General features: G+C 35.6%; 25 protein-coding genes. 6 read left to right on the top strand and 19 right to left on the bottom strand.

Features of this window, described 5'->3' with window-relative positions; all coding sequences use genetic code 11:
• Positions 1-12: 12 nt before the first annotated feature.
• The 8 genes from LG276_RS15940 to LG276_RS15975 all read right to left on the bottom strand — a co-directional run bounded on the left by LG276_RS15940 (position 13) and on the right by LG276_RS15975 (position 5,886).
• On the bottom strand, positions 13-1,551 hold the full coding sequence (locus tag LG276_RS15940) for a rhomboid family intramembrane serine protease (RefSeq protein ID WP_404292309.1): 1,539 nt from the start codon (positions 1,549-1,551) through the stop codon (positions 13-15).
• Between the two features lie 101 nt (positions 1,552-1,652).
• Positions 1,653-1,844: a hypothetical protein gene (locus LG276_RS15945; protein WP_224935977.1), complete on the bottom strand. Its 192-nt coding sequence runs from the start codon at positions 1,842-1,844 to the stop codon at positions 1,653-1,655.
• A gap of 46 nt (positions 1,845-1,890) precedes the next feature.
• On the bottom strand, positions 1,891-2,682 hold the full coding sequence (locus LG276_RS15950) for a DUF92 domain-containing protein (RefSeq protein ID WP_404292311.1): 792 nt from the start codon (positions 2,680-2,682) through the stop codon (positions 1,891-1,893).
• Positions 2,679-3,230 carry a 5-formyltetrahydrofolate cyclo-ligase gene (locus tag LG276_RS15955; protein WP_341106690.1) on the bottom strand — a complete coding sequence of 184 codons (552 nt, stop codon included), beginning with the start codon at positions 3,228-3,230 and terminating at the stop codon, positions 2,679-2,681. The genes LG276_RS15950 and LG276_RS15955 overlap by 4 nt, the downstream gene beginning before the upstream one ends.
• 183 nt (positions 3,231-3,413) lie before the next feature.
• Entirely contained in the window at positions 3,414-3,563 is a 150-nt protein-coding gene (gene rpmG / locus LG276_RS15960) for a 50S ribosomal protein L33 (protein ID WP_057771568.1), read from the bottom strand.
• 64 nt (positions 3,564-3,627) lie between these two features.
• Complete coding sequence (locus LG276_RS15965; protein WP_289434143.1) at positions 3,628-4,272, bottom strand: hypothetical protein; 645 nt, start codon at positions 4,270-4,272, stop codon at positions 3,628-3,630.
• 1 nt (position 4,273) lies between these two features.
• Positions 4,274-5,452: a glycosyltransferase family 4 protein gene (locus LG276_RS15970; protein WP_341106688.1), complete on the bottom strand. Its 1,179-nt coding sequence runs from the start codon at positions 5,450-5,452 to the stop codon at positions 4,274-4,276.
• Positions 5,452-5,886 carry a hypothetical protein gene (locus LG276_RS15975; protein ID WP_404292314.1) on the bottom strand — a complete coding sequence of 145 codons (435 nt, stop codon included), beginning with the start codon at positions 5,884-5,886 and terminating at the stop codon, positions 5,452-5,454. The genes LG276_RS15970 and LG276_RS15975 overlap by 1 nt, the downstream gene beginning before the upstream one ends.
• Before the next feature lie 267 nt (positions 5,887-6,153).
• Between LG276_RS15975 and LG276_RS15980 the strand changes: the two genes are divergently transcribed.
• A complete protein-coding gene (locus LG276_RS15980; RefSeq protein WP_308937068.1) occupies positions 6,154-6,540 on the top strand; it encodes a hypothetical protein in 387 nt (128 codons plus the stop codon).
• Complete coding sequence (locus tag LG276_RS15985) at positions 6,537-6,983, top strand: hypothetical protein (protein WP_341106684.1); 447 nt, start codon at positions 6,537-6,539, stop codon at positions 6,981-6,983. The genes LG276_RS15980 and LG276_RS15985 overlap by 4 nt, the downstream gene beginning before the upstream one ends.
• Before the next feature lie 215 nt (positions 6,984-7,198).
• Here the strand turns inward: LG276_RS15985 and LG276_RS15990 are convergent, their stop codons facing one another.
• A complete protein-coding gene (locus LG276_RS15990; RefSeq protein WP_341106682.1) occupies positions 7,199-7,789 on the bottom strand; it encodes a TetR/AcrR family transcriptional regulator in 591 nt (196 codons plus the stop codon).
• A 148-nt stretch (positions 7,790-7,937) separates the two neighbouring features.
• Between LG276_RS15990 and LG276_RS15995 the strand changes: the two genes are divergently transcribed.
• A complete protein-coding gene (locus tag LG276_RS15995; RefSeq protein WP_404292316.1) occupies positions 7,938-8,708 on the top strand; it encodes an SDR family NAD(P)-dependent oxidoreductase in 771 nt (256 codons plus the stop codon).
• A gap of 87 nt (positions 8,709-8,795) precedes the next feature.
• Here LG276_RS15995 and phoU read toward each other — a convergent pair whose 3' ends face one another.
• The 10 genes from phoU to LG276_RS16045 form a co-directional block, all read right to left on the bottom strand.
• The gene (gene phoU / locus LG276_RS16000; protein ID WP_404292318.1) at positions 8,796-9,455 is read right to left on the bottom strand and encodes a phosphate signaling complex protein PhoU; all 660 of its coding nucleotides are present in this window, start codon (positions 9,453-9,455) and stop codon (positions 8,796-8,798) included.
• Positions 9,456-9,478: 23 nt separating this feature from the next.
• A complete protein-coding gene (gene pstB, locus LG276_RS16005; protein WP_370873266.1) occupies positions 9,479-10,294 on the bottom strand; it encodes a phosphate ABC transporter ATP-binding protein PstB in 816 nt (271 codons plus the stop codon).
• A gap of 25 nt (positions 10,295-10,319) precedes the next feature.
• Positions 10,320-11,198 (bottom strand): phosphate ABC transporter permease PstA, encoded by an 879-nt coding sequence (pstA, locus tag LG276_RS16010; RefSeq protein WP_224935967.1) that lies wholly within the window; start codon positions 11,196-11,198, stop codon positions 10,320-10,322.
• A gap of 1 nt (position 11,199) precedes the next feature.
• On the bottom strand, positions 11,200-12,150 hold the full coding sequence (gene pstC / locus LG276_RS16015) for a phosphate ABC transporter permease subunit PstC (RefSeq protein ID WP_095372558.1): 951 nt from the start codon (positions 12,148-12,150) through the stop codon (positions 11,200-11,202).
• Between the two features lie 51 nt (positions 12,151-12,201).
• Positions 12,202-13,176 (bottom strand): PstS family phosphate ABC transporter substrate-binding protein, encoded by a 975-nt coding sequence (locus LG276_RS16020; RefSeq protein WP_224935965.1) that lies wholly within the window; start codon positions 13,174-13,176, stop codon positions 12,202-12,204.
• Between the two features lie 427 nt (positions 13,177-13,603).
• A complete protein-coding gene (locus LG276_RS16025) occupies positions 13,604-15,703 on the bottom strand; it encodes a penicillin-binding protein 2 (RefSeq protein WP_224936202.1) in 2,100 nt (699 codons plus the stop codon).
• Positions 15,704-15,863: 160 nt separating this feature from the next.
• A complete protein-coding gene (locus LG276_RS16030; protein WP_224935964.1) occupies positions 15,864-17,069 on the bottom strand; it encodes an MFS transporter in 1,206 nt (401 codons plus the stop codon).
• Between the two features lie 242 nt (positions 17,070-17,311).
• Complete coding sequence (locus LG276_RS16035) at positions 17,312-17,920, bottom strand: superoxide dismutase (RefSeq protein ID WP_341106675.1); 609 nt, start codon at positions 17,918-17,920, stop codon at positions 17,312-17,314.
• Between the two features lie 109 nt (positions 17,921-18,029).
• A complete protein-coding gene (locus tag LG276_RS16040) occupies positions 18,030-18,512 on the bottom strand; it encodes a DUF456 domain-containing protein (protein ID WP_341106673.1) in 483 nt (160 codons plus the stop codon).
• A gap of 131 nt (positions 18,513-18,643) precedes the next feature.
• Positions 18,644-20,251, bottom strand: a complete 1,608-nt coding sequence (locus LG276_RS16045) for a Na/Pi cotransporter family protein (RefSeq protein WP_373370922.1) — start codon at positions 20,249-20,251, stop codon at positions 18,644-18,646.
• Positions 20,252-20,509: 258 nt separating this feature from the next.
• Here LG276_RS16045 and LG276_RS16050 point away from each other — a divergent pair, with 258 nt between their 5' ends.
• The 3 genes from LG276_RS16050 to ispG all read left to right on the top strand — a co-directional run bounded on the left by LG276_RS16050 (position 20,510) and on the right by ispG (position 22,989).
• Positions 20,510-21,292: a DUF1189 domain-containing protein gene (locus LG276_RS16050; protein WP_251161994.1), complete on the top strand. Its 783-nt coding sequence runs from the start codon at positions 20,510-20,512 to the stop codon at positions 21,290-21,292.
• Positions 21,293-21,415: 123 nt separating this feature from the next.
• Positions 21,416-21,754 carry a hypothetical protein gene (locus LG276_RS16055; protein WP_224935959.1) on the top strand — a complete coding sequence of 113 codons (339 nt, stop codon included), beginning with the start codon at positions 21,416-21,418 and terminating at the stop codon, positions 21,752-21,754.
• 125 nt (positions 21,755-21,879) lie between these two features.
• Positions 21,880-22,989: a flavodoxin-dependent (E)-4-hydroxy-3-methylbut-2-enyl-diphosphate synthase gene (gene ispG / locus LG276_RS16060; protein ID WP_180317072.1), complete on the top strand. Its 1,110-nt coding sequence runs from the start codon at positions 21,880-21,882 to the stop codon at positions 22,987-22,989.
• The last annotated feature ends 33 nt before the right edge of the window (positions 22,990-23,022 follow it).

A 23,022-nucleotide genomic window follows, 5' to 3' on the forward strand; every position in this document is an offset into this window, starting at 1 on the left:
TGTCGAAATATCTTATTTGTTTTCATTTAAATTGTCTTGTAGCTGCCGATAGTCTTCTGAGTCGTGTAATTCTACAGCTTGATCAAGATACTTTTTCGCTTCATCCGTATGGCCTTCCCTTAAATATAATAAGGAAAGATTATAGTAAGCTTCATGGAATTGTTCGTTTACTTCAATAGCAAGATGCAAATGACGCTTCGCTTTCTCTGTTTCCCCTATTTGAATTTCCGCATAGGACAATAAAAAATAAGTTTGTGCGGTTGCACCTTCTTTATCAAACGGAGTAAGCTCTTTAATCATCATTGAGTAATTTTCTTTTTCTAAATAAGTTTGTGCTTCAATCAAAGCCATCTCTTCTTGTGTTTGATCATTAGGGAAGTGAAAGCCATAATAGAGTCCTCCACTTATGAGAAGAGCCGTGAAACAAGCTATCAATAGTTGAGCAATCCTGTTTCTCTTCTTAGGCAAAAGAACGATTCCCGTTGCTAAGAACCCGCCAATTAAACCACCAATATGACCAGCGTTATCAATTCCTGGTATCATAAAGCCTAATGCAAGGTTAAACACAAGAACAATGATAATGTTCATACCCATTGTGCGGAAAAATAATTTGGGTTTCAATATTCCAAAGAAAAACAACGCTCCAAAACAGCCAAATATCGCTCCGCTCGCTCCAGCTGATACGTTGGGACTAGTAATAAAACTAAGCAATGAACCCATAAAACCAGATAACAAGTAAATAACTATAAACCTTGTATTGCCCATTATTCGTTCAACAGCAGAGCCTAAATAAAAAAGAGCAAGAGTATTCATCAATAAATGCAGGAAACCAATATGTAAAATGATCGGTGTAAAAAAACGCCACCACTCACCTGCCAAAATAAGTGGATTATATTTTGCTCCACTTTCAATCAGCACCGAGGTATTTGTACTTCCACCTTTCCACTCCAGCCAAAGAAAAGCTAGGACTTGTAGCACAATAAATAGATATGTAAATATGGGCTTACCTTGATTAAAAACCTCTTTTTCTTCTTTCGCTTTATTTGCTGCTAGCCATAATGTCTGTTTTTTTAAGTTTTCGATTACTTGTTCATCAATATCATCAGATGGTTCTTCTAAGAAGAGAAGAGGTTTCATAAAGTGTTGCTGCAGCTGTTTAGCTACCTCTTCTAGACTATCCATAGTCATAATGACAGATTCAACCGTTGTCTTCTCCAGTTTAGAATGCTGAAAGGGCTTATTAAGCTTATCCTCATAATCGTCAACAGGTACAAATGGTGAAATATATATATTGAGGACAGTCATTTCTCTATGCCTTACTTGTTTTCGAATACGCTCACCATTAAAGGCAACTGATTCTATATCTCTTTGTAACCAGTTACTCCAATCTAAATCCTTCCTTAGCAAACGAATGATTTTTGTCTGTTTATTCTCTAACTTCTCAATCCAGAGTTCATCTTGTTTTTCAGAAAGCTGAATGAAGCGATATTCTTCTTGATGTAGCAGATGATTGGCCAATGACCAAAATAAATAAGCTTCCTTACTATGCACTGTTTTCTCACATCCTTACAGTTATATATCTTATTATAGTCAATGTTTCTTTTTAACAAAATAAAAAGCCCTTATATAAACAGGGCCAAAAAGTAACATTGTTATAAACGTTCATCATTATATTGTGGTTGAGGAAAAACTAGCTTCATTGCTCTCTCTCTTAAAAAAGGGCAATTTAATACGGTAGCAATGATAAAATTTTGTCTCGCTAAAAGACCAACTAGGCGATAACGATACTGATAAATGAAAACACCTGACAATACAAACAGTATCAAAGTCATTATTTTTCCCATTTCATTCCCTCCTGTCTATCACTATTATGCGAATCATTCTCTGCAATTATCCACCTGCTACAGTCACAAAGAACAAAACACCTAATATACTCGCAAGAGCACACGATGAAAGGTTAACAAGGTCATTATTAACTATTGTGTTACCGCTCATATATACCGTTTTACGATTACAATGCCATTTCGATTCGACCACCATCTCACAAGACGGACAACGATAGGTTACCTGTATGAAGGCACCTAATAAGGTATCCAAGATATTTCCGAGGAAACCAAAGACAAATATAATAAACAGGGTGGAAAAAGATAATGAATAGGACAACATAGCAATAATAGCAATAGAGAAGGAACCCATTATTGCAGCAAAGGTTCCGAGAAAACTCATTGCTCCTGAAGTACCAGGTTCTACCTGCTTAAAATACCTAATTGACAAAGGTCTTCTTTTACTTAAAGAACCTATCTCTGAGGCCCAAGTATCTGAATTCGCACTCGCAATGGTTATCGTAAAAGCAATAAAAAAAAGGGGAGAAGGAAAAATAATAAAAAGCACACTAAATAATGCAGGTAACCCACCATTAGCAACCACTTGCTGCCAATCTCTAGTAGACCCTTTTTCATGGCGTGCTTCGATTTGTTGCTTCTGCTTTTTCTTGTATTTAGACAATAAGCTTGAACTAGTGAAAAAGAAGCCAAGAAGCAGCAGTCCCTTCCATCCAAAACCTAAGTTAATCAATACACCCACAACAATTGCTGCTATGGTGCCTGACATTGTAAGAAGTTGAAGGAGATAGCCTAAAAAGGCGGCAATGAGTACAAGAAAAATAAATATCAATTCTTTCACTCCATTATTGTAATAATCTTTTGAACAGGTAAATCATGATGATCTATTGGTATATTATTAACCACTTGCTCTTGGAAAGCTAATGAAAGTGTAAAGCCGTTATAATCCACTAAATAACGATCATAATACCCGCCTCCAAAACCAATACGATCACCCTTTAATGTATAAGCAACGCCTGGAACTATTAATAAATCAATTTCACAAGGCCGAACACTCTTTGTTTTGTCTACTACTGGTTCTTGTAATCCAGAATAAACGACTTCTAGGTTGTCATAACTTGAAAAAATCCTGAAATCCATTTCCCTCGTTTTTGGTAAGCATTTTGGAATAGCCACTTGTTTTCCTTCTGACCAAGCCTTATTAATAATTGGAAAAGTATCGACTTCTGGAAAGCGTGATATTGTAAGGGCAACTACTTTGGATTGTTGCCAATGAGATGTGAGGAATAATTGCGATGCTAATTTTTCTGATTGTGATATATATTGTTCACTAGGCATTTCTGTTAATTGTTGCATAATCATCTTTCTCAGTTGTTTTTTATCCACCATTTAACTCTCCTATACCTCTATTTATAAAAAACACACTTGTCTTATAAAAATATTAGTTCCAATCTAAACATATGAAGTAACAACCATTGCTCGTAATTTGACCTCTCGAACCTTTCCCGGCATCACCCCTGTATGAAACCATAAAAAAAGAGACAAAAAAAGCAGCAGGAATCTACCTACTGCTTATTTTGTCTCACGGTGTGTTGTAGAACGCTTTTCTCTTGGGCAGTATTTTTTCAGCTCAAGACGATCTGGATTGTTTCTTTTATTTTTTTTAGAAATATAGTTACGATCTCCGCATTCTGTGCAAGCTAACGTAATATTTACACGCATGTCATTTCCCTCCAAACTACTAAGCACTAGTTCGTTTCATACGACTTTTATATAATATCACTTTTTAGTTTGAAATGCTAGTATGTTTTTTTAAAAGTGTTTGATTTACTTGTAAAAGCTGTTTTTGACAATCATCTGTAATTGACCAAGCTTGTCCGTCAATAGCAGATTTTCCTGTTATTTTAACTGTATCCCCACATAAACTAACTACCTTTCCTTTTCCTATTGGATTGTATGATAATGTTTGTTTTCCGCCTTTGCCATATGACCATATTTTGTTATTTTCCACTTGTGCTTGTTGCATCACTGTGTTTTCCTTCATTTTCACCCCGTTCAAATGACCATTCACTAAGAATAATTGGCGATCGATCATATGATATATCAAGTGTTCAATCGGAGATATAAAAGAAATCTGGTAGTCACACTCTCTTGGATTACTATGCGCCATTAGTACTTTTATCTCTTTACTCGTAGATAGTTCATTGTAAATGTTGAAATTTAACATAGAAATATGATGACCGATTCTCAGCTTTTCTGTACGTATCGATAAACCTTCTACTTGATGTTCTCTTCCTTCCGCCATATCATTCATTTCAATCCAATAAACACTTTTACCAACGGCGATACCTAACGTTTGATGCAATAAGTTTTCCTGATTCGACTGATTCCAATATTCAGTTGTGTAAGGCGTTTGCTCAATTATTTTCACTTTAATCACCTTTTCTTTGGAATTTATTGACTCGTCCGTGATTTCTATACACCTTTAACGTTTGTTTCGCTACCGATTGCCAGCTAAATTCTGTCTTGATTCTTTTTTGAGCTGCACTGACGATTTGGCTTCTAAAGTTAGGTTCTGAAAGTAGAGAATCTATTTTTCTTTCAAGATTTACTACATCTAGAGGATCGAAAAAAACCCCCGACTCATTTTCAATAATCATTTCAATGAACCCGCCAGTTTTAGCTAAAACTACTGGTAGTCCAGCTGCCATCGCTTCTAAAGCAACTATTCCAAATGGTTCGTACAAACTAGGGAAAATAGCTAAGCTAGCATATGCCATCCAGTTGTCACGCTCATATTCGTCAACAAAACCAATAAATTGAATCCATTCATCGATTTGTTTAGCACGAACTTTTTGTCTGTAATACGATAATAACGGACCTTCCCCAGCGACAATGATTTTTAAGTTTGTATTTTTTCTCTTTAACTTTTCAGCAAGTGCGATAAGAATATCGAACCCCTTCTCTTCTACCATCCTCCCCAGCGAAAAGAGGTATGGTCTATGTTGGGCAAAATGAAATTGTAGGTTCCTATCTTTTTTCTTCGGCTTACTTACGCCATTTGGAATGATGGAAATGGTCGAAGATGGCTGTTGGTATTTATGTAGTAACTCATTTCTCATAAAATGACTACAAACTACAAGGTGATCAGCATATGCCATTAATAATTTTTCTTGTCTATCGATAAAGCCTTGACTCTCTGTATGAATTCCATTATGTCTACCTGCCTCAGTCGAATGAATAGTAGCGATAAGCGGTATATCCATTCGCCTTTTTAAAATGATGCTGCTCGCTGCAACTATCCAATCATGGGCATGAATCATATCTATATCATTTTGCTCAATCAAAGCTCTTGCTTTCTCTTCCATTGCTAAATTCACCGAAGCAACCCAATGAAGAAATGATCCCGTTTGCATAAGCGGTGCTACACGATGAATGACTACATTATTTTGCACTTCAAATTCTTCGTCAACTTCATCCCTTTTCACTGTTAGCACATGAACGGACACCTTTTCTTGTGCGAGTGATCTGGCTAATTCACTTACATGGCGACCAAGGCCACCAACAATATACGGTGGGTATTCCCAAGTTAACAGTAGAATACTCCCCATCATTGCTTCACTTCATAATAACTATACCCACACACTTGATGGATCCAGTCAGCATTTATTTCTGATGATAACTTGACAGTTCCCGCTCCACTACCTATCTCAGTAGTAAGTAAAGGGAGGTAATTGTCATCCATTAGTTTCAAACAAAGAGAGATGCGGTAAGAGTGATATTCTGTTTTAATGGCGGTTCTAATGATCCTCATCGATTGGTATGGTGGAATAAAAAACTCATATAGATCGGAATGATTTTTACTGTATGATTGAAGCTGAATTACCTGTAAGCAGCTTCTTATATCTTTGTTGTAGTAGAGCGAGAGGATGTCATACTTTTCTTGCCTAACCTTCCAACTAATATAAATATCTTTGTTGATAATTTCAGTTTTTAAAGGTAATAATCCTGACGAATGTATCATGTGATTCTGTTTACTTTCCATTTTTCGAACCATTCTCCTTGTCAGATTATTCTATACATTAATGTTAGCACTGAATGGCCAAGCCCACAATAAACAGATTTTGTCGGTTTATGCTATCTATCGCTACACTTGTTATTATGATAAGCATTTTTTCTTCACCGACTTATTTCTTCATTCATTCGACAGAAACTATGAACACTTACTCGACAAATTCTATAGGAGATTCTTCAAAGTTAGCACGACTTGTCGATATTTATGGTAGAATAACTTTGATATTAAAGCTTTGAGGTGAGAATCATTATATATATATTTGCTGTTTTATTAGTTATCGCTTTACTGCTATTTATTTTATCCTTTTTTCTTAAAGATCCTTACCGTTCCTTAAAGGATGAGATTGACCAACTATCTATCCAACATGTAAAAGAAACGTATCAAATAAAGAAAAAATTAAAGCTGTTAGAAGAAGAATTACTGATAGACGAAATCAAACTTCCGAATGACACTGGGTTATCTAGACCTAAGAAGAAGGAAGTTCATGATATTATAAAAAATCAGGTACTTTTACTTCATAAGCAGGGACTTTCCACAGAGCAAATCGCTAAGCAATCTTCTTTATTAGAAGATGAAGTATTGGCCATTATCACAGCTAGTCAACTTAAAGGTGAAAAGGTATGAATAAATATGTTTTAAGAGGCTTTTCAGCTGGTGTTTTTTGTACCGCCTTCATTCTTCTTATTGGTTATATGCTTATGAATGAAGAGAACAAGCAAATGATTGATAAGACAACGGCTCAGGCTTATGTAAAAGAACAAGGTTTTCATGTTTTGACGGATGATGAGATCGATAAACTCATTGAAGAAAAATTAGAACTTGATAAACAACAGGAAGAAGTACCTAAAGAAGAGACTACCATTACAACAGAAATTAAAATCGAGAGCGGTATGCTTCCGCAAGAGATTGCGCAGCAACTTGAAGAGGCAGGCATTATCGAATATAGTGAGGACTTTACTAGCTTTTTAAAAGAATTCAATTATAGTCAGAAGCTACGTGTTGGTACATATCAAGTGAATAATCAACAGTCTTATAAAGAGCTTGCTGATTTATTTAGCAAATCATAAAAAACGAACCTCTATCTCCATATTTCTTACTTGGCTGCAATTACACTCTTAAAATAGAGTTAATTACAGCCTTTTTATTATTAAATTACCGAAGAATATAGTTACGATTACGGAACTTCGTTCAATACATCAGTTCTTTTAGAAATTGACACTCAATTCCCCCGCTTGATCTATTAAATAAAAGAGTATGCTTGTCACAAAAAGTTCCTACTTCTTTATTTCCCTTTGCTAGTAAATGATACGGAATTTACCTTTACATGCAATAAAGATGTTAGTTGTTCAGATAAATAAATGGGCGATTCTTCAAACTCTGTATCAATCCAATGCTTAATAAGCCCCAAAACTGTATACGCCTGGTAATTTGTATATAATTGATGATCTATCACAAACTTATCATTTCCTCCAAAGTCTATTTGAATATTTCGAACATATTGCTTAAGTGCTTTTATAAACTTATTTTCAAATGTATAAGAAACATCACTTTGTAATAGTGACTTATAATAATGTCTATATTTAAATATATGGTTAAATAATTCTTTTGTAGAAGGTAAAACACTTTGGTCAATTTCATAATCTCGTTGATTTAAAGTACTATTTTCCATCTTGTCGATTAAGTCCCCAATTGCTTCGTTCATCACTTCTTTTAGAACTTCTTCTTTCCTATAGTAATGGTAATAATAGGTGCTTCGATTAATATTTGCAGTAGTTGTTAAGTCAGTTATTGTAATTTTATGAAATGGTTTTAGTAGTAATAATGTAACCAGAGCATCTTTAATCCTTTGTTCAGTCATTAGATTTTTACTCATTAACTTAGCCACCTCTCCGTGTAACCCCAACAAATATATACTTTTTTGTTGGTTGTTAAAGAAAACAAAAATAATTATAGTGGTATTGTAATCGATTACAACAATGTTTAAAAGCTATATTCTATAATTATTTAAAGGGGACTTTTATATGGGTAGATTAAATGGAAAAGTGGCTATTATCACTGGTGCTGCTAGCGGAATGGGTTTGGCAGGTGCACAAATTTTCGCAAAAGAAGGCGCTCAGGTTGTAGCAACTGATATAGTTGAAGATGCTTTAAAAGTGAAGGTTGCGGAGATTATTGATAATGGTGGAGAAGCCATTGCCTTAAAATTAGATGTTTCAAGCCAAGAATCATGGTTAAATGTCGTTCAAACGACAATAGAAAAATACGGTAAAATTGATATTTTAGTCAATAATGCAGGAATTCATATGGCAAAAGGAATTTTAGAAGCAGAATTAGATGATTGGAATAAAGTGATGGCCATTAATACAACCGGTGTATGGCTTGGAATGAAATCCGTTATACCTTATATGCAACAGAATGGCAAAGGGTCAATTATTAATACATCTTCCATTGCAGCAATTGTGGGCGGAGTCGCTGATGCACAAGGCGCAGCGTACAGTGCATCAAAAGGCGCAGTTAGAGCACTTACTAAACATGGTGCTCAGTGGTTTGGAAAAGATAACATCCGAGTGAATTCCGTACATCCTGGTGCAATCTTTACAGGTATGGTTGAGAAAGCTGGAATTAAAACACAAGAAGAAATGGGAGAGAACTATAAAGGTTTAGCTCCATTACCTCCTTATGCTGGAGAGTCAATGGATATTGCAAATGCATACTTATATCTTGCTTCAGATGAATCTAAATTTGTTAATGGAATAGAATTGGTCGTTGACGGTGGTTGGATCAGTAACTAATATTAAATTAAATAAATAAGATTCACATTCATGTTCTTATTATATAAAAATAACGAACCTCTATGATGAAAGAGGTTCGTTACTTTATCAATCATTCAAATCAAATTGCTTACCTTTCACTAAATAGAAGATATGCTCAGAAATGTTTGTGACATGATCTGCTGCACGTTCTAAATATCTACAAACAAAAGATAATTGAGTAATTTGCGGAATTCGCTCAGATTGTTCCCCACTTATTCTTAGTAAATCAACAATCGTTTGCCCATATAAATCATCCACTTCATCATCCATGTCAGCAACGGCTTTTGCTTTTTTTAGATTTTCTTCATTGAAAGCAGTTAATGAATCGTTTAACATCGTTAAACAAATCGCATGCATTTGTTTAATATGAACAATTGGTTTCACATGGTCTTCTTTCCCAATTCTAATAGCTGATTTAGCTATATTAACAGCAAAATCAGCAATTCTCTCAATATCCGTTGCTATCTTTATTGCGACAATAATTCTTCGCAAGTCAATAGCTACTGGTTGTTGTTTCGCAATTAATAAAATGGCATAGTCATTAATTTCTTCGTACAATATGTTTGCCTTTTTGTCATTTTCCATGATCTCTAGAGCTAATTCAATATCATGATTCTCAAGTGCCTGAATCGATAAAGAAAGGGCATCTTCAGCAAAATGACCTAAGTCTAATAATTTTCCTCTTAATACTGCTAATTCTTCATCAAACTTCTCTCGTACTGGCAAAATAATCAGTCTCCTTTACTTAATTAGCCGAATCTACCGGTAATATAATCTTCCGTTCTCTTATCAGTTGGATTAGAAAAGATTTTATCTGTTTCTGCAAACTCTACAACTTCACCGTTTAAGAAAAAGGCCGTCCGGTCAGATATCCTAGCTGCTTGTTGCATATTATGAGTCACTATGATGATACTATATTCTTTTTTTAATACCTGTACAAGCTCTTCTACCTTTAATGTTGAAATCGGGTCTAACGCTGAGGTAGGTTCATCCATGAGAATAACATCCGGCTCTATCGCCAAACATCTTGCAATACATAGTCTTTGCTGTTGACCACCTGATAAACCATAAGCGTTATCCTGCAATCTATCTTTTACCTCATCCCAAAGCGCTGCCCCTTTTAAACTTTTTTCAACAATTTGATTCAGGACTTTCTTATCTCTTATACCATGAATTCTCGGACCATAAACAACATTTTCATAGATAGATTTAGGAAAAGGATTCGGCTTTTGGAACACCATACCCACTTTTGTTCTTAATTCTTCAACACCATAACGTTTATCAAAAATATTACGTCCACGATATTGAATTTCTCCCGATGTTTTTACTGATGGTACCATTTCAATCATTCGGTTCAACGCTTTAATATAAGTCGATTTACCACATCCTGATGGACCGATAATCGCAGTTACTTCATTTTCATAAATATCTAAATTGATTTGTTTTAATGCATGATTACTTCCATACCATAAATTTAATTCTTTTGTTTGATAAACTTTATTGTTGTCATTAAGATTTTTATAGTTGTCAAGTGAATCGGCGGCTTCTTTTTTGGGTGCAACCAATGTACTCATATTCTCCACTCCTCGTTTAATACCTTTTTTGGAATTTATTTCTGATCAACACAGCAATAGAATTCATCACAATTAACATTACTAGTAATACAATAATGCCCCCCGCTGCAACGGCATGAAACTCTTCTTGCGGTCTACTCGTCCAGTTATAGATTTGCATTGGTAAGACAGTAAACATATCGAAAACAGATTGAGGTAAAAACGCTAAGAAAAGTGGTAAACCAAGCACTACTAATGGTGCCGTTTCCCCGATTGCTCTAGAGAGAGCTAAAATTGCTCCTGTTAATATGCCAGGTAATGCAGCCGGCATAACCACCCTTACAATTGTTTGCCATTTATTAGCTCCCATTCCAAATGACGCTTCTCTTAATTCCATCGGTACACTTCGAATCGCCTCTTGAGACGCGACGATTATGATTGGTAATACGAGTAAACTCATCGTTAAGCCTGCGGCCAATACACTTGTTCCTAAAGTTAATGCTCTCACAAAAACCGTTAATCCTAATAATCCAAAAACAATCGACGGGACACCTGCTAAGTTAGATATATTAATCTGAATCAGTGAGGTAAACTTATTTTTACTCGCATACTCCTCTAAGTAAATGGCTGTTCCTACACCAAGTATAAGCGTCACAGGGGCAACAACACCCATTAACCAAATGGTCCCTATTAAAGCTGTTTTAATACCCGCTTGTTCTGGATCACGTGAAGGTAAAGATTGCAAGAACTGCCAGTCTAAATAACCAATTCCTTGAGTGATAATGCGATACAATAATATCGCAAGAACCACTAATGCAAACGCAGTCGCCAACATGAACAAACCTTTAAAAACGGAATTTTTCCATTTTCGTGGTGACATTTTCTTTAGTACTTGATCATGATTAATTAATTTCATACTAGTATTCCTCCCTAAAGCGCTTGGAGATGAATTGGGCGAGCATATTCATGAACAAGGTGAAAATAAACAATGTAAATCCAACTGCGTAGATACTATAATAGATGGTCGTGCCATATCCAGCATCTCCCTGACTGACTTGGACAATATAAGCCGTCATAGTTTGAATACTACTTGTCACGTCAAAGCTCAAGTTAGGCGTGGAGCCTCCTGCAACAGCGACAATCATTGTTTCACCTATTGCTCTTGAAATTGCTAATACAATAGAAGCAACAATACCTGAAACAGCGGCAGGTATAACAATTTTAATGGCCACTTCAAGTTTTGTTGCCCCTAATGCATAAGCCCCTTCTTTCATCACTTTAGGTACAGACGACATGGCATCTTCTGATAATGAGGCAATCATCGGTGTAATCATAATCCCGATAACAATCCCTGGGCTAAGCGCATTGAATATTTGCAGAGATGGGATCATTTCTCTAAGCACTGGTGTCACAAAAGTGAGAGCAAAAAACCCATAAACGATAGTAGGTACGCCTGCTAATACTTCTAAAATAGGCTTAATAACTCTCCTTGTTCGATCACTCGCATACTCACTCAAGAAAATAGCTACAGCGAGACCAATCGGGACTGCCACAACTGCAGCTATAAGAGCAACTTTTAACGTTCCTGAAATAAGCGGTAGAATTCCATATGAGCCTTGTGTTTCAGAAAATGGATACCACTTTTGTGCGGTAAAAAATTCTTTGATACTTACGTGACTGAAAAAAGTCGTCGTTTCCACAAATAATGTTACAACGATCCCAATCGTCGTTAATACTGACACAATCGCAGTTAATAATAAGATAACTGGAACAATCTTTTCTGACTTCAGTTTATTTTTACTTTTAGATTTTTTTTGTTGTATAAGTTCTTGCACAGAAAACGCTTTTTCTTCTTGTTGTATATTCATAGTTGATCCCCCCTTCATTACGATGATGATCTCTCTTCATCATTCAAACACTTATTTTAAATCTTCAATTGTTGATAACCCTGTTTCATATTCTTCATCTTTTAATTTCACATAACCGACATCTTCTGAAAGTGCCCCCGCATTTTCTAATGTGAACTTAACGAATTCATATGTTTCTTCATTCTTTAGGGAATCATTTTTCACGTAGATATATAAAGGACGTGATAATGGTGCATACTCCCCTGATTCAACCGTGTCATGAGTCGGCTCTACCGGACCATTCCCACCATCGATTGGAACAACTTTTAACTTATCTTGATTCTCAACATAATAAGCAAATCCAAAGAATCCAATGGCATTTTCGTCCCCTGCTACACCTTGAACAAGGATGTTGTCATCTTCTGATAGTGTCGCTTGTTCGACAATTGGCTCATCCTCCAGAATGATTTCATTAAAGTAATCATACGTTCCGGAGTCTGTTCCTGGAGAATAAAATTTGACTTCCTCATCTGGCCATTCTGGTCTAATATCTGACCATTTTTTTGTTTCTCCCGTATTGATCCATAATTCTTTCAATTCTTCGATAGTAAGTGAATCGACCCAATCATTCTCTTTATTTACAACGATTGATAATCCATCGTTGGCTAGCTTTAATTCTGAATACTCAATTCCTGCTTCTTCAATCTGGGCTTTCTCTTCATCTTTAATTTCTCTCGATGCGTTACTGATATCCGTTGTTCCTGCTATAAACTGTTTAAATCCTCCACCTGTTCCAGAAGAAGCGACTGATACTTGTACGCCTGGCTGATCCATACTGAATTCTTCAACAACAGCTTCCATAATAGGATAAACTGTAGAGGAGCCATCAATTTTGATTTCTCCTTGTAACTGTTGATTTTCTTCACTAGTTGTTTGCTCTCCATTACTTGAACTGTTCGCACCGCCATTTGCTCCACATGCCGTTGTAAAAGCAAGAACAGAACCAATCATTAATGTTGATGCCACATACTTGAATCGTTTCTTCATTAGAAATATTCCCCCTAGAAAATCAGTTGTTTTGTCCTACAAACCCATCATAAGACCTAAACGTTAATAGGAAATAAATGTCGTGTAAATATTCTGTAAACCAATGTGAAGAAATGTAAAGTGAAATTCAGCGATAATCATATATCATTTTTATTTTTAAGGAATCGAGTGACATTACCTTACAAACAAACAATGCTGTAAATCGCAGAGGTAATAAACATAGGAATAGTCGAGGCACTCCTTAGTAAAAAGAACGAAAATATAGAGGTAGTTGTGTAGGATTGTCAGCCTTCTTTGCCTCTTTCATTACTGATGTTAAAAACAAAAAGCATAAAAATAACTCGGATTCATCCTTCAAAAAAGGGTGAATCCGAGTTTGATTGTTAGTTTATATCTGTTATGCCTGTGTTTTTCAAAACACACAAGCTTATTCTTCCTCTTCTTTGTTAACATCAATTACTTCTTGCTTCGTTAAATCTTCTGGTTTCTTACTTTCTTCTTTCGCACGTTCTTCTTTTAGTTCAAAGTATTCATCCATGACGCGTTCGGCAATAATCATATTTGCTTTATGGCCACTTCCACCTTCATAGGCCCAAGGGACCATGACCGCAATTGCCACTTCTGGTTTATCAGAAGGTGCATAACCAACATAGCTGATATTCATTACTTCAGGTGGCTCATCATAATTGCTACGTAGTGGTCCATCATAGAAAGCCTCTGCTGTACCTGTTTTACCTGCAGGGTCATACTCTTTATCACCAAAGAAGGATAGTGCCGTACCTTGTTGTTCTTGTGCAACTTGACGGAAGCCCTCTTTTACACGTTCAATCCAAGAAGCATCCATATCAAGTTTATTAAGAACTTTCGGCGATATTTCTTCTACAATAGGGCCTAATTCTTCATTTTCTAATAAAGGTTCCCTAATTTCTTTTACTACATGAGGCTCCATTCTATTCCCGCCGTTAGCAATCGTGGACACATATTGCACGAGCTGCATATTAGAGTACGTATCATACTGTCCAATCACTAAGTCCAACATAAATCCAGGGAGTTGACTCATTCCTTTAAATCCTGTTTGTTCATTTGGTAGATCAATCCCTGTTCTAACGCCTAAACCAAACTGAGCAAACGATTCTCTGATTGTATCAAACCCTTTAGGATCTAACGGCAATGATTTATTATAGCGATATGTGCCGCCTCCAATTCGAATGGCTGTTTCAAACATATACACATTGGATGAAACCCTTAATGCATACAAATCACTAATTGGTCCGAACGTTTTCCATGATTTTTTTACAGGTGTACCAGCAATTTTTAGTGGCTGGTCATTAATTACTGTACCAGGCTGAATCACGCCTTCCTTATAGCCCGTAAGAATCGTAGCCCCTTTGACTACGGAACCGGCATTATAAGTGGTCGTAATATTTCCTAATGCATCATCTGTCATTCTTGTTTGGCCTGTTTCCTCATCTTTCACAAGCCTTCTACCAGCCATTGTTAAGATTTCGCCGCTATACGGATCCATTAACACGACATAGGCTCTATCTAAAAGACTGGTTCCTCCAGTTTGTTTAGCCGCACGCAACTCTTCTTCAATGATTTTTTCTGTTGCTAATTGTAAATCCATATCGACACTTAATACTAAATCTTTCCCCCGCTGCCCTTCTGAAATTGTCACCGTTTCTAGAATCGTACCACCTTTATCAGTGACATTTTTCACTTTGGCTTTTTGACCATGGAGGACTTCTTCGTATTGATATTCAAGATAACTTTTACCTACACGGTCATTTCTTGAATAATCTCTTGCTAAATAGTAATCAAGCATTTCTTTCGGAATACCTTCTTCAGAAGACGAAACAGATCCAAGGACAGATTTCAATGTATTATCAAAAGCATAGTAACGGTCCCAATCAGTTGTTGTATCAACCCCTGGAAGATAATCTAAATTTTCACTTACTAGGGCGAATTCCTTTGCAGTTACTCCATCATTTTTAACAACTTGTGGTGTAAAGGCATACCCACTAGAGAACTCTCGATAGATCGCCAGCACTTCCAAGTCGTCTTCTGTCAGTTCATCCAATTCTTCTTCCGTAATACGATCTAATGTTAATTGATAGACATCTTTATCGTAATCGGCTTCTTCGTCCTCGCGAATATTTTGCTTTTCTTTCTCTGTTACCTTTTCATCCGCGCGATCAGGATTAATCATAATCCAATAATCTTTTTCATCTCGTTCCGTGACTTTTTCTGTCTCTTTTTCAATTAGTTCCGCTAATTTCTCAGCAGTATCAAGCATTTCCTCTTGACTAGCTCCATTATTCGTATATGTAATGGCATTCTGCGGGATATTATCGACAATAATCTTTCCTGTACTATCAAACATCTTTCCCCTAGGTACAGGGTTATTTACAGTGATTTCTTCTGTTCGTTCTATTTCTCGTTTATAGTCATCACCGTAGACAATCTGAACAAACCCTAATCTAAAAATAAGTACAGAGAACAACACAAAGACAATTAAGAAAAGCATGTTCAACCGAAAGGACACACGATTCTTCTTTTTCTTCTTATTCAATTGCTAAAACCACACTTCCCTCTTAATTACATATACTTATTTTAAAAGAAAACCAAAAATAATTCTATTCATAACTATAAGGAAATGATAGTTATTTTGAATATTTTTTTTCACATCATTCGATATTCTTAATAAAGAAATAGATCATACTATGCCCAACACCTAATATTACTAGCAATATCGGCAAGATCACATGATCATCAAAATAGATTACACCCACTATAAAGAACAACAAAGATAATACTCTACCGATGTTCAAGAATAATTCCCTGACAACAATATATTCAATTCTCATTTCTGCTGCTTTCCACGCTGTGCCTATTACATCATAAGTCATTGAAGAATAAGGAACGAGTAATAAAGGATATGCGATGGCAATTAATGCAGCATAAAGCAAAAGGTTAACGTAGGTTATATGAAATACTAACAGGAAAATTGACAGAAATAATAACACACCTCCAACTAATACTGCTCTTTTCCTATGCTCTTTCTTAATCCACCTTGAAGCAATATAATAACAAACTAATGCAATACCTGAATTTATTAATCCGAATGTACCAAGTGCTAATTCGCTCCCCGTAGCTATAAACACAAAGACAGAAACGACAAACGCATATGTACCTTCACGAAACCCTTGGAAAAAATGGGCATTTGTAATCCTCTTCCAATTTTTATTATACTTTCGTTCCTTAATAATCCGCTTAAAAAAATACTTTCCATTTGCTGGACGTCTTTTAATAGAAAAACTTAAAAATACGGCAATCGCGAACAAAGCTAATGAAATTCCAAAAATGACTGAATAACCAGTATACGCCTTCATTTTTGAAATAATTAAACCGGCAGAAATAGGTCCAATCATACCACCAAATGATGAAAGTAACCCGAGAAAACCATTAAAAAAGTCTCGATTTTCTGGATCCGTTATTTCAAATGTTAATACATTAAAAGCAAGCCAATAAAAACCAGAACCTATACCTAATAAAGAACCTAATAAAAGGAGATATGACGACGCTTTATCCCCTACAAGAAGCACAGAAATATAAAAGAAGGCAAGAAATATAACCCCTAACCTTAGAACAATAACACGATCTACTTTTTTCGCCCATTTGCCCGCAATAATAAATGCAATAGGTTGCAGAACAACAGCAGCGAGGTTATATAAGCCTAAATCCACGTATTCACCAGATTGCTTCCACAAAAAAATATTCACAAAAGTATTGGATAACGCAACACTTAAGGAATATAATCCTCCAATTAGCAGCAACAAAACAAGGTCTCTGGTCGGCTCAATATTTCCAATCACTCTCTGCAATTTACTCATAAAAAAACTCCCCTTCGATTCTACAAATAGTCTCCTTCAAAAACGATGGAGTTATGCAAGAAAAGGAAGATCCCCATTGGAAAAATATTTCATGTCGCTTGGTCTTTTTATAAAGAAACAATTATGTCTAACAATTGAATCCCATACATTAGGAAGGAGTGACATTTATCGAACAGAAATGTAAAAAAGCACTATTCCAATGAATAGCGCTTTTTTTACTATTATATATTTTCATTTAGCTTTTACTTCGCTTCTTGATATCTTCTGCCTACTTCGTCCCAATTGACAACATTCCAAAATGCTTTAATATACTCAGGACGTTTGTTTTGATAGTTTAAATAATAAGCATGTTCCCAAACATCTAGCCCAAGAAGGGGTGTTTTGCCTTCCATTAATGGTGAGTCTTGATTAGGTGTGCTCGTTATGGCTAATTCCCCATTATCAACAATTAACCATGCCCAACCCGATCCGAAGCGACCAGTAGCTGCTTTAGCAAATTCATCCTTGAAGTCGTCAAAGCTACCAAATTTACTAGCTATCGCATCTCCTAAATCGCCTGTTGGTGTACCCCCACCATTTGGTGAAAGAACTTGCCAGAATAAAGAATGGTTGGCATGTCCACCGCCATTATTTCTGACAGCTGTACGGATATCTTCAGGAATATCATTTATATGGGTAATTAATTCTTCTACACTTTTCGATGCGTATGCACTTTTTCCTTCAATTGCATTATTCAAGTTAGTTACATAAGTATTATGGTGTTTCGTATGATGGATATTCATTGTTTCCTTGTCGATATGAGGTTCTAAAGCATCATAAGCATACGGTAATTTCGGTAGTTCATAAGCCATGTAAACATTCCTCCTACTAAAAATATGATCATATGCAGACATCATTAAAAATGTCTTCTTATATTTTCTATACCACTTTGCCATAGAATCAAACATAAAAATTATTTTTTTATAGAACAACAAATAAGAAATAGATAATCATCACTACTTGAACAATTCCTTTAGTAAAGATGCTACTTATGAATCCTACAAGTGACCCAAATCCAACTAAAACTGCTTCCTTAAATGGGCGACGATGTACAATTAATTCTGCGATAATTGCCCCGACTATCGGTCCAAGTAATATACCTGCCACCGGGATAACAAAAGGCCCTACTAGTATTCCAATAGTGCTTCCCCATATTCCAGCTTTTGTCCCACCATATTTTTTCACACCAACCATATTGGAGATATAGTCGGCACCAAATAGTAATATTACAAATAAAATTTGGATGGACCAAAACAGTACACCAAAAGGTTCAAAGGAATAGAATAATCCATAAACAATAAAGCCAGCAGCAATAAAAAGTACACTCGGGATAATTGGATATATCAATCCGATAAAAGCTATAACAAATAAGATGATAATGATTGCCCAAGCTAAAATATCCATAACCGTTCCCTCCTATTCATAACAAAAACTTCTCATAGTCTCGCCATAATTAAAACATTAAAATGTTATCTTTTCCATCGAAAGATTTTAAAAAAAGAGGTAAGGAACCCATCCTTACCTCTTTATAATACTCAATCTTCGCCTAATACAGCCTCTGCAATATTAACTGCATGATCACCGATTCGTTCGAGATTACTTAAGATATCCACATATACAATCCCTGCTTGTCCAGAACATACTCCTTCACTTAAGCGAATGATATGCTGTTTACGTAATTTACGTTCCATTTTATCTATTTGATCTTCTTTTTGTACAACATGTTGTGCTGCTTCTTTATCATTATGGTCTAGCGCTTCTAATGCTTCAGAAACCGTAGAGATCGTTAATTGGAACATATCATCTAAATCTTTCATAGCGGATTCCGTAATACTTACCTTATTTGCTTTCTTATAATCCATTAATTCAACGATATTTTCGAAATGGTCACCCATTCTTTCAATATCTCGAATCGTATCCATTAGAACCGTATGTTCAGACGATTCGTTATTAGATAAAGAACTTCTAGAAAGCTGAATAAGATAATCTGTAATTTGTCTGTCCAGATTGTTTATCGCACTTTCGATTTGATAAGCTTTTTCACCATGTTTAGGCGAACCATCTATTAAAAATGATCGTGTTTCATTTAATCCTTCAACAGCAAATTGACCCATTCGAAGTACCTCTTCTTTCGCTTGTCCAAGAGCAATTGATGGCGATTGTTGAATAAAAACAGCGTCTAAATGTTTGGCTTTTTGCTCAATCACTGTATCTTCACCCGGTATAAGCTTCGTCACAATATACGCCAGAACAGCCACAAATGGCAGTTGAATCAACGTGTTAGTAATATTAAATGTTCCATGAGCGAACGCAATTGTCAGCTCTGGATTCAGTCCAAGATTCGCTTGGAACATTTCAACCAATAAAGTAAAAGGATGCAGTAATATTAAAAAGATCGTAGCTCCAATTAAATTAAACGTCACGTGGACTAGCGCTGCTCGTTTAGCTGCCACAGTAGCCCCAAGTGAAGCTAAAATAGCAGTTATCGTTGTACCAATATTATCTCCAAATAAAACTGGAAGAGCTGCATCTAAGCTAATTAACCCTTCAGAAAATAAACCTTGCAATATTCCAATTGTCGCACTTGAGCTTTGTACAATGACTGTAAGCACAGTTCCCACAAGAACACCTAATACTGGAATCTCACTCATACTAACTGTCAGGTCATGAAAGCTTTGTAAGTTACTTAACGGTTTCATACCACCGCCCATTAACTCTAATCCATAAAACAATGCTCCAAAACCAAATATAATAGACCCAATGTTTTGCATACGGTTATTTTTAAAGAATACTAAGCATAATACCCCAATCGCTAGGATTGGTAACGCATATTCACCAATATCTAGACCAATTATAAACGCTGTAAAGGTTGTCCCAATATTCGCACCCATAATTACGCCTATTGCTTGACGTAGATTCATAAACCCAGCGCTAACTAATCCTACTGTTAACACCGTCGTTGCTGAACTACTTTGAATAAGCATCGTTACTAACATTCCTGCTAAAACACCCATTAATGGGTTTGTGGTGAATTTATCCAAAATATCTCTAAGACGATCTCCAGCTGACTTTTGTAGACCATCTCCCATCGTTTTTATCCCGAGAAGGAAAATACCTAATCCACCGACAAACTCAAATATCATCTTTTGAATATCTAATTCCAAGCTATTCAACCCCTAGAAAGTTTTTCAACACTAAATGTAAACCCCACACTATTATTAAAGCTTTCTCTATTAATGTAAATAGTGTAACGGTTAAATTTACAAACCTTTAATATTTTTCTCTTATGTTACAATTAGATGACAAAAGGTTAATTATTCAAAAAACTTATTATTCTTGTATGACGAAAGTATTGTCGTTAAAATAAATAGAATAATGACAAGTAAGGACGTGGAAAATTTTTGAATATCATTAAACAATTTATAAGAAGCATTTATTCTCCAAAAGACATTGCAACCTTTCGTCAGCAAGGTATAGGAAAGACAATAGGTTATGTTTTTTTTCTCACTTTCCTATCCATTATCCCCACTATTTTTTTTCTCAGTACATCCGTCTTTAATGGTGTACAATCAATGGAATCAACAATAACGGATGATTTGCCTGAATTTGAGATTACTAATGGGACATTACAAGCAAATGAAACAGCACCTATTACTGTTGAGAATGATGGTGTGACCATTATTTTTGACTCAAATAATATTGTAAAGAAAGATGAAATATTGCAAACAAATGATACCATTGCCATTCTACAAGACGAATTGGTGTTTATTAGCGGAAACAATCAACAATCCTATAGCTATAGTATGCTCGGTGATATCAATATTGATAAATCAACTGTTATTGAATTAATACAAGCGGCAGATTCTTGGTTAATCATATTAATTAGTATCGTCGCTATTGTACTGTATTTATTTTCTGTAGCCATGCGCTTAATAGAAATTTCCATTATTGCCTTACTCGGTATAATGATTGTGAGAATTGTTCAGAAGACCCTTCCTTATCGCTACATGTGGCGAATAGCCGCTTATAGTATCACATTATCAACCGTATTTTTTATTATCATGGACACACTACAAACCGTTGTTCCAAATGGAGCACTTATTAACTGGTTAATATCCATCATCATTCTTATGTTAGCCATCAAAGAAATACCTCATCAGAAAAAGGAAATACCTGAACAATAGTGGAATCATACTGTAGACGCATATACCGTCTACAGTTTTTTTTTATACATAATCTGTTCTAATTAGATGTGGACATGCATAAGTATGATAATGGTTATTCTAAAATGACGGGAGCTTGTAAATATGAGAAGAATTTCAGCCTTCATCTTAATTATTATCATTTCATTTGCTGTATACGTCGATCTTTCCAAAGGAACTCTCCCTAAACATATTGCACCCGTTGCTGCAGAGGTCACAAATTTAGAAAAAGACGAACAAGAGGTAGGCCTTCCTTATTTTGAAAAAGAAGTGAATCGGGGAGATACCGTTTTATCCATTATTGAACAGCAAAATATGAACATCGAAAATCTTCCAATTAATGTTATCGCTGAAGATTTCAGCACATTAAATAATGGAATAAAGCCTGAAGAAATTCAATACGGTAATACCTATAAATTTCCTTCATATAATAATGAAAACTAAATGCTTAGCATCTATTTCTTGTCAATTCAATCACTTCATTGATACAATAGTTGATGATAAGAGCTTACATTGAGAAGTTCAAATATATTTTATATATATAAAGGAGCGAATCTCCATTGAGTGAAATGATACATCGTACGAAAACTCGTCCGGTAAAAGTGGGACCGCTAACCATTGGCGGAAGTAATGAATTATTTATTCAAAGTATGACTACAACGAAAACTCATGATGTAGAAGCAACCGTTGCGCAAATTAAACGTTTAGAAGAAGCAGGATGCCAAGTTGTTCGCGTAGCATGTCCAGATGAAAGGGCAGCTAATGCGATTGCTGATATAAAAAAACAAATCGATATTCCACTTGTCGTTGATATCCATTTTGATTATAAGTTAGCTTTAAAAGCCATTGAAGGTGGAGCTGACAAGATTAGAATTAACCCAGGTAATATTGGAAAACGCGAAAAAGTGGAAGCTGTTGTAAAAGCTGCTAAAGCGAAAGGTATTCCTATTCGTATTGGTGTAAATGCAGGTTCATTAGAAAAACGTATTTTAGAAAAATACGGCTATCCTACGGCAGACGGAATGGTTGAAAGTGCACTTCACCATATTAAAATTCTGGAAGACCTAGACTTCCATGATATTATCGTCTCTATGAAAGCGTCAGATGTCAATTTAGCGATTGAAGCTTATGAAAAAGCAGCTCAAGCTTTTGATTATCCACTACACTTAGGGATTACTGAATCCGGAACATTATTTGCCGGTACAGTAAAAAGTGCTGCTGGATTAGGCGCAATTCTTCATAAAGGTATCGGAAATACGTTAAGAATTTCATTAAGTGCTGATCCAGTTGAAGAAGTAAAAGTGGCTAGAGAGCTGTTAAAAGTATATGGTTTATCATCGAATGCTGCGACACTCATTTCTTGTCCGACTTGTGGTCGTATCGAAATCGACTTAATTAGTATCGCGAATGAAGTTGAAGAATATATCTCAACAATTAAAGCACCAATTAAAGTCGCTGTGTTGGGCTGTGCCGTTAACGGCCCTGGTGAAGCAAGAGAAGCTGACATTGGCATCGCTGGAGCACGAGGTGAAGGTTTATTATTCCGCAAAGGGAAAATTGTTCGCAAAGTACCAGAAGATACAATGGTCGATGAATTAAAGATTGAAATTGATAAAATAGCTGAAGAGTATTTTGCAAAACAAAAAGAAGAAGAAGAAAATGCCAAAGAAACAGTTTAAATAAACAAAGCGCCTAGGGATACTCCTAGGCGC

The organism is Cytobacillus kochii, from assembly GCF_044790165.1.
GTDB lineage: Bacteria > Bacillota > Bacilli > Bacillales > Cytobacillaceae > Cytobacillus > Cytobacillus kochii.

What these genes read in the sequence shown, in the direction of transcription:
- LG276_RS15945 (WP_224935977.1), bottom strand. Translation starts at nt 1,844, where the DNA reads ATGGGAAAAATAATGACTTTGATACTGTTTGTATTGTCAGGTGTTTTC.
- LG276_RS15955 (WP_341106690.1), bottom strand. Translation starts at nt 3,230, where the DNA reads ATGGTGGATAAAAAACAACTGAGAAAGATGATTATGCAACAATTAACA.
- rpmG (WP_057771568.1), bottom strand. Translation starts at nt 3,563, where the DNA reads ATGCGTGTAAATATTACGTTAGCTTGCACAGAATGCGGAGATCGTAAC.
- LG276_RS15970 (WP_341106688.1), bottom strand. Translation starts at nt 5,452, where the DNA reads ATGGGGAGTATTCTACTGTTAACTTGGGAATACCCACCGTATATTGTT.
- LG276_RS15975 (WP_404292314.1), bottom strand. Translation starts at nt 5,886, where the DNA reads ATGGAAAGTAAACAGAATCACATGATACATTCGTCAGGATTATTACCT.
- LG276_RS15985 (WP_341106684.1), top strand. Translation starts at nt 6,537, where the DNA reads ATGAATAAATATGTTTTAAGAGGCTTTTCAGCTGGTGTTTTTTGTACC.
- LG276_RS15990 (WP_341106682.1), bottom strand. Translation starts at nt 7,789, where the DNA reads ATGAGTAAAAATCTAATGACTGAACAAAGGATTAAAGATGCTCTGGTT.
- LG276_RS15995 (WP_404292316.1), top strand. Translation starts at nt 7,938, where the DNA reads ATGGGTAGATTAAATGGAAAAGTGGCTATTATCACTGGTGCTGCTAGC.
- pstA (WP_224935967.1), bottom strand. Translation starts at nt 11,198, where the DNA reads ATGAAATTAATTAATCATGATCAAGTACTAAAGAAAATGTCACCACGA.
- pstC (WP_095372558.1), bottom strand. Translation starts at nt 12,150, where the DNA reads ATGAATATACAACAAGAAGAAAAAGCGTTTTCTGTGCAAGAACTTATA.
- LG276_RS16020 (WP_224935965.1), bottom strand. Translation starts at nt 13,176, where the DNA reads ATGAAGAAACGATTCAAGTATGTGGCATCAACATTAATGATTGGTTCT.
- LG276_RS16025 (WP_224936202.1), bottom strand. Translation starts at nt 15,703, where the DNA reads ATGCTTTTCTTAATTGTCTTTGTGTTGTTCTCTGTACTTATTTTTAGA.
- LG276_RS16030 (WP_224935964.1), bottom strand. Translation starts at nt 17,069, where the DNA reads ATGAGTAAATTGCAGAGAGTGATTGGAAATATTGAGCCGACCAGAGAC.
- LG276_RS16035 (WP_341106675.1), bottom strand. Translation starts at nt 17,920, where the DNA reads ATGGCTTATGAACTACCGAAATTACCGTATGCTTATGATGCTTTAGAA.
- LG276_RS16040 (WP_341106673.1), bottom strand. Translation starts at nt 18,512, where the DNA reads ATGGATATTTTAGCTTGGGCAATCATTATCATCTTATTTGTTATAGCT.
- LG276_RS16045 (WP_373370922.1), bottom strand. Translation starts at nt 20,251, where the DNA reads ATGATATTTGAGTTTGTCGGTGGATTAGGTATTTTCCTTCTCGGGATA.
- LG276_RS16055 (WP_224935959.1), top strand. Translation starts at nt 21,416, where the DNA reads ATGAGAAGAATTTCAGCCTTCATCTTAATTATTATCATTTCATTTGCT.
- ispG (WP_180317072.1), top strand. Translation starts at nt 21,880, where the DNA reads ATGATACATCGTACGAAAACTCGTCCGGTAAAAGTGGGACCGCTAACC.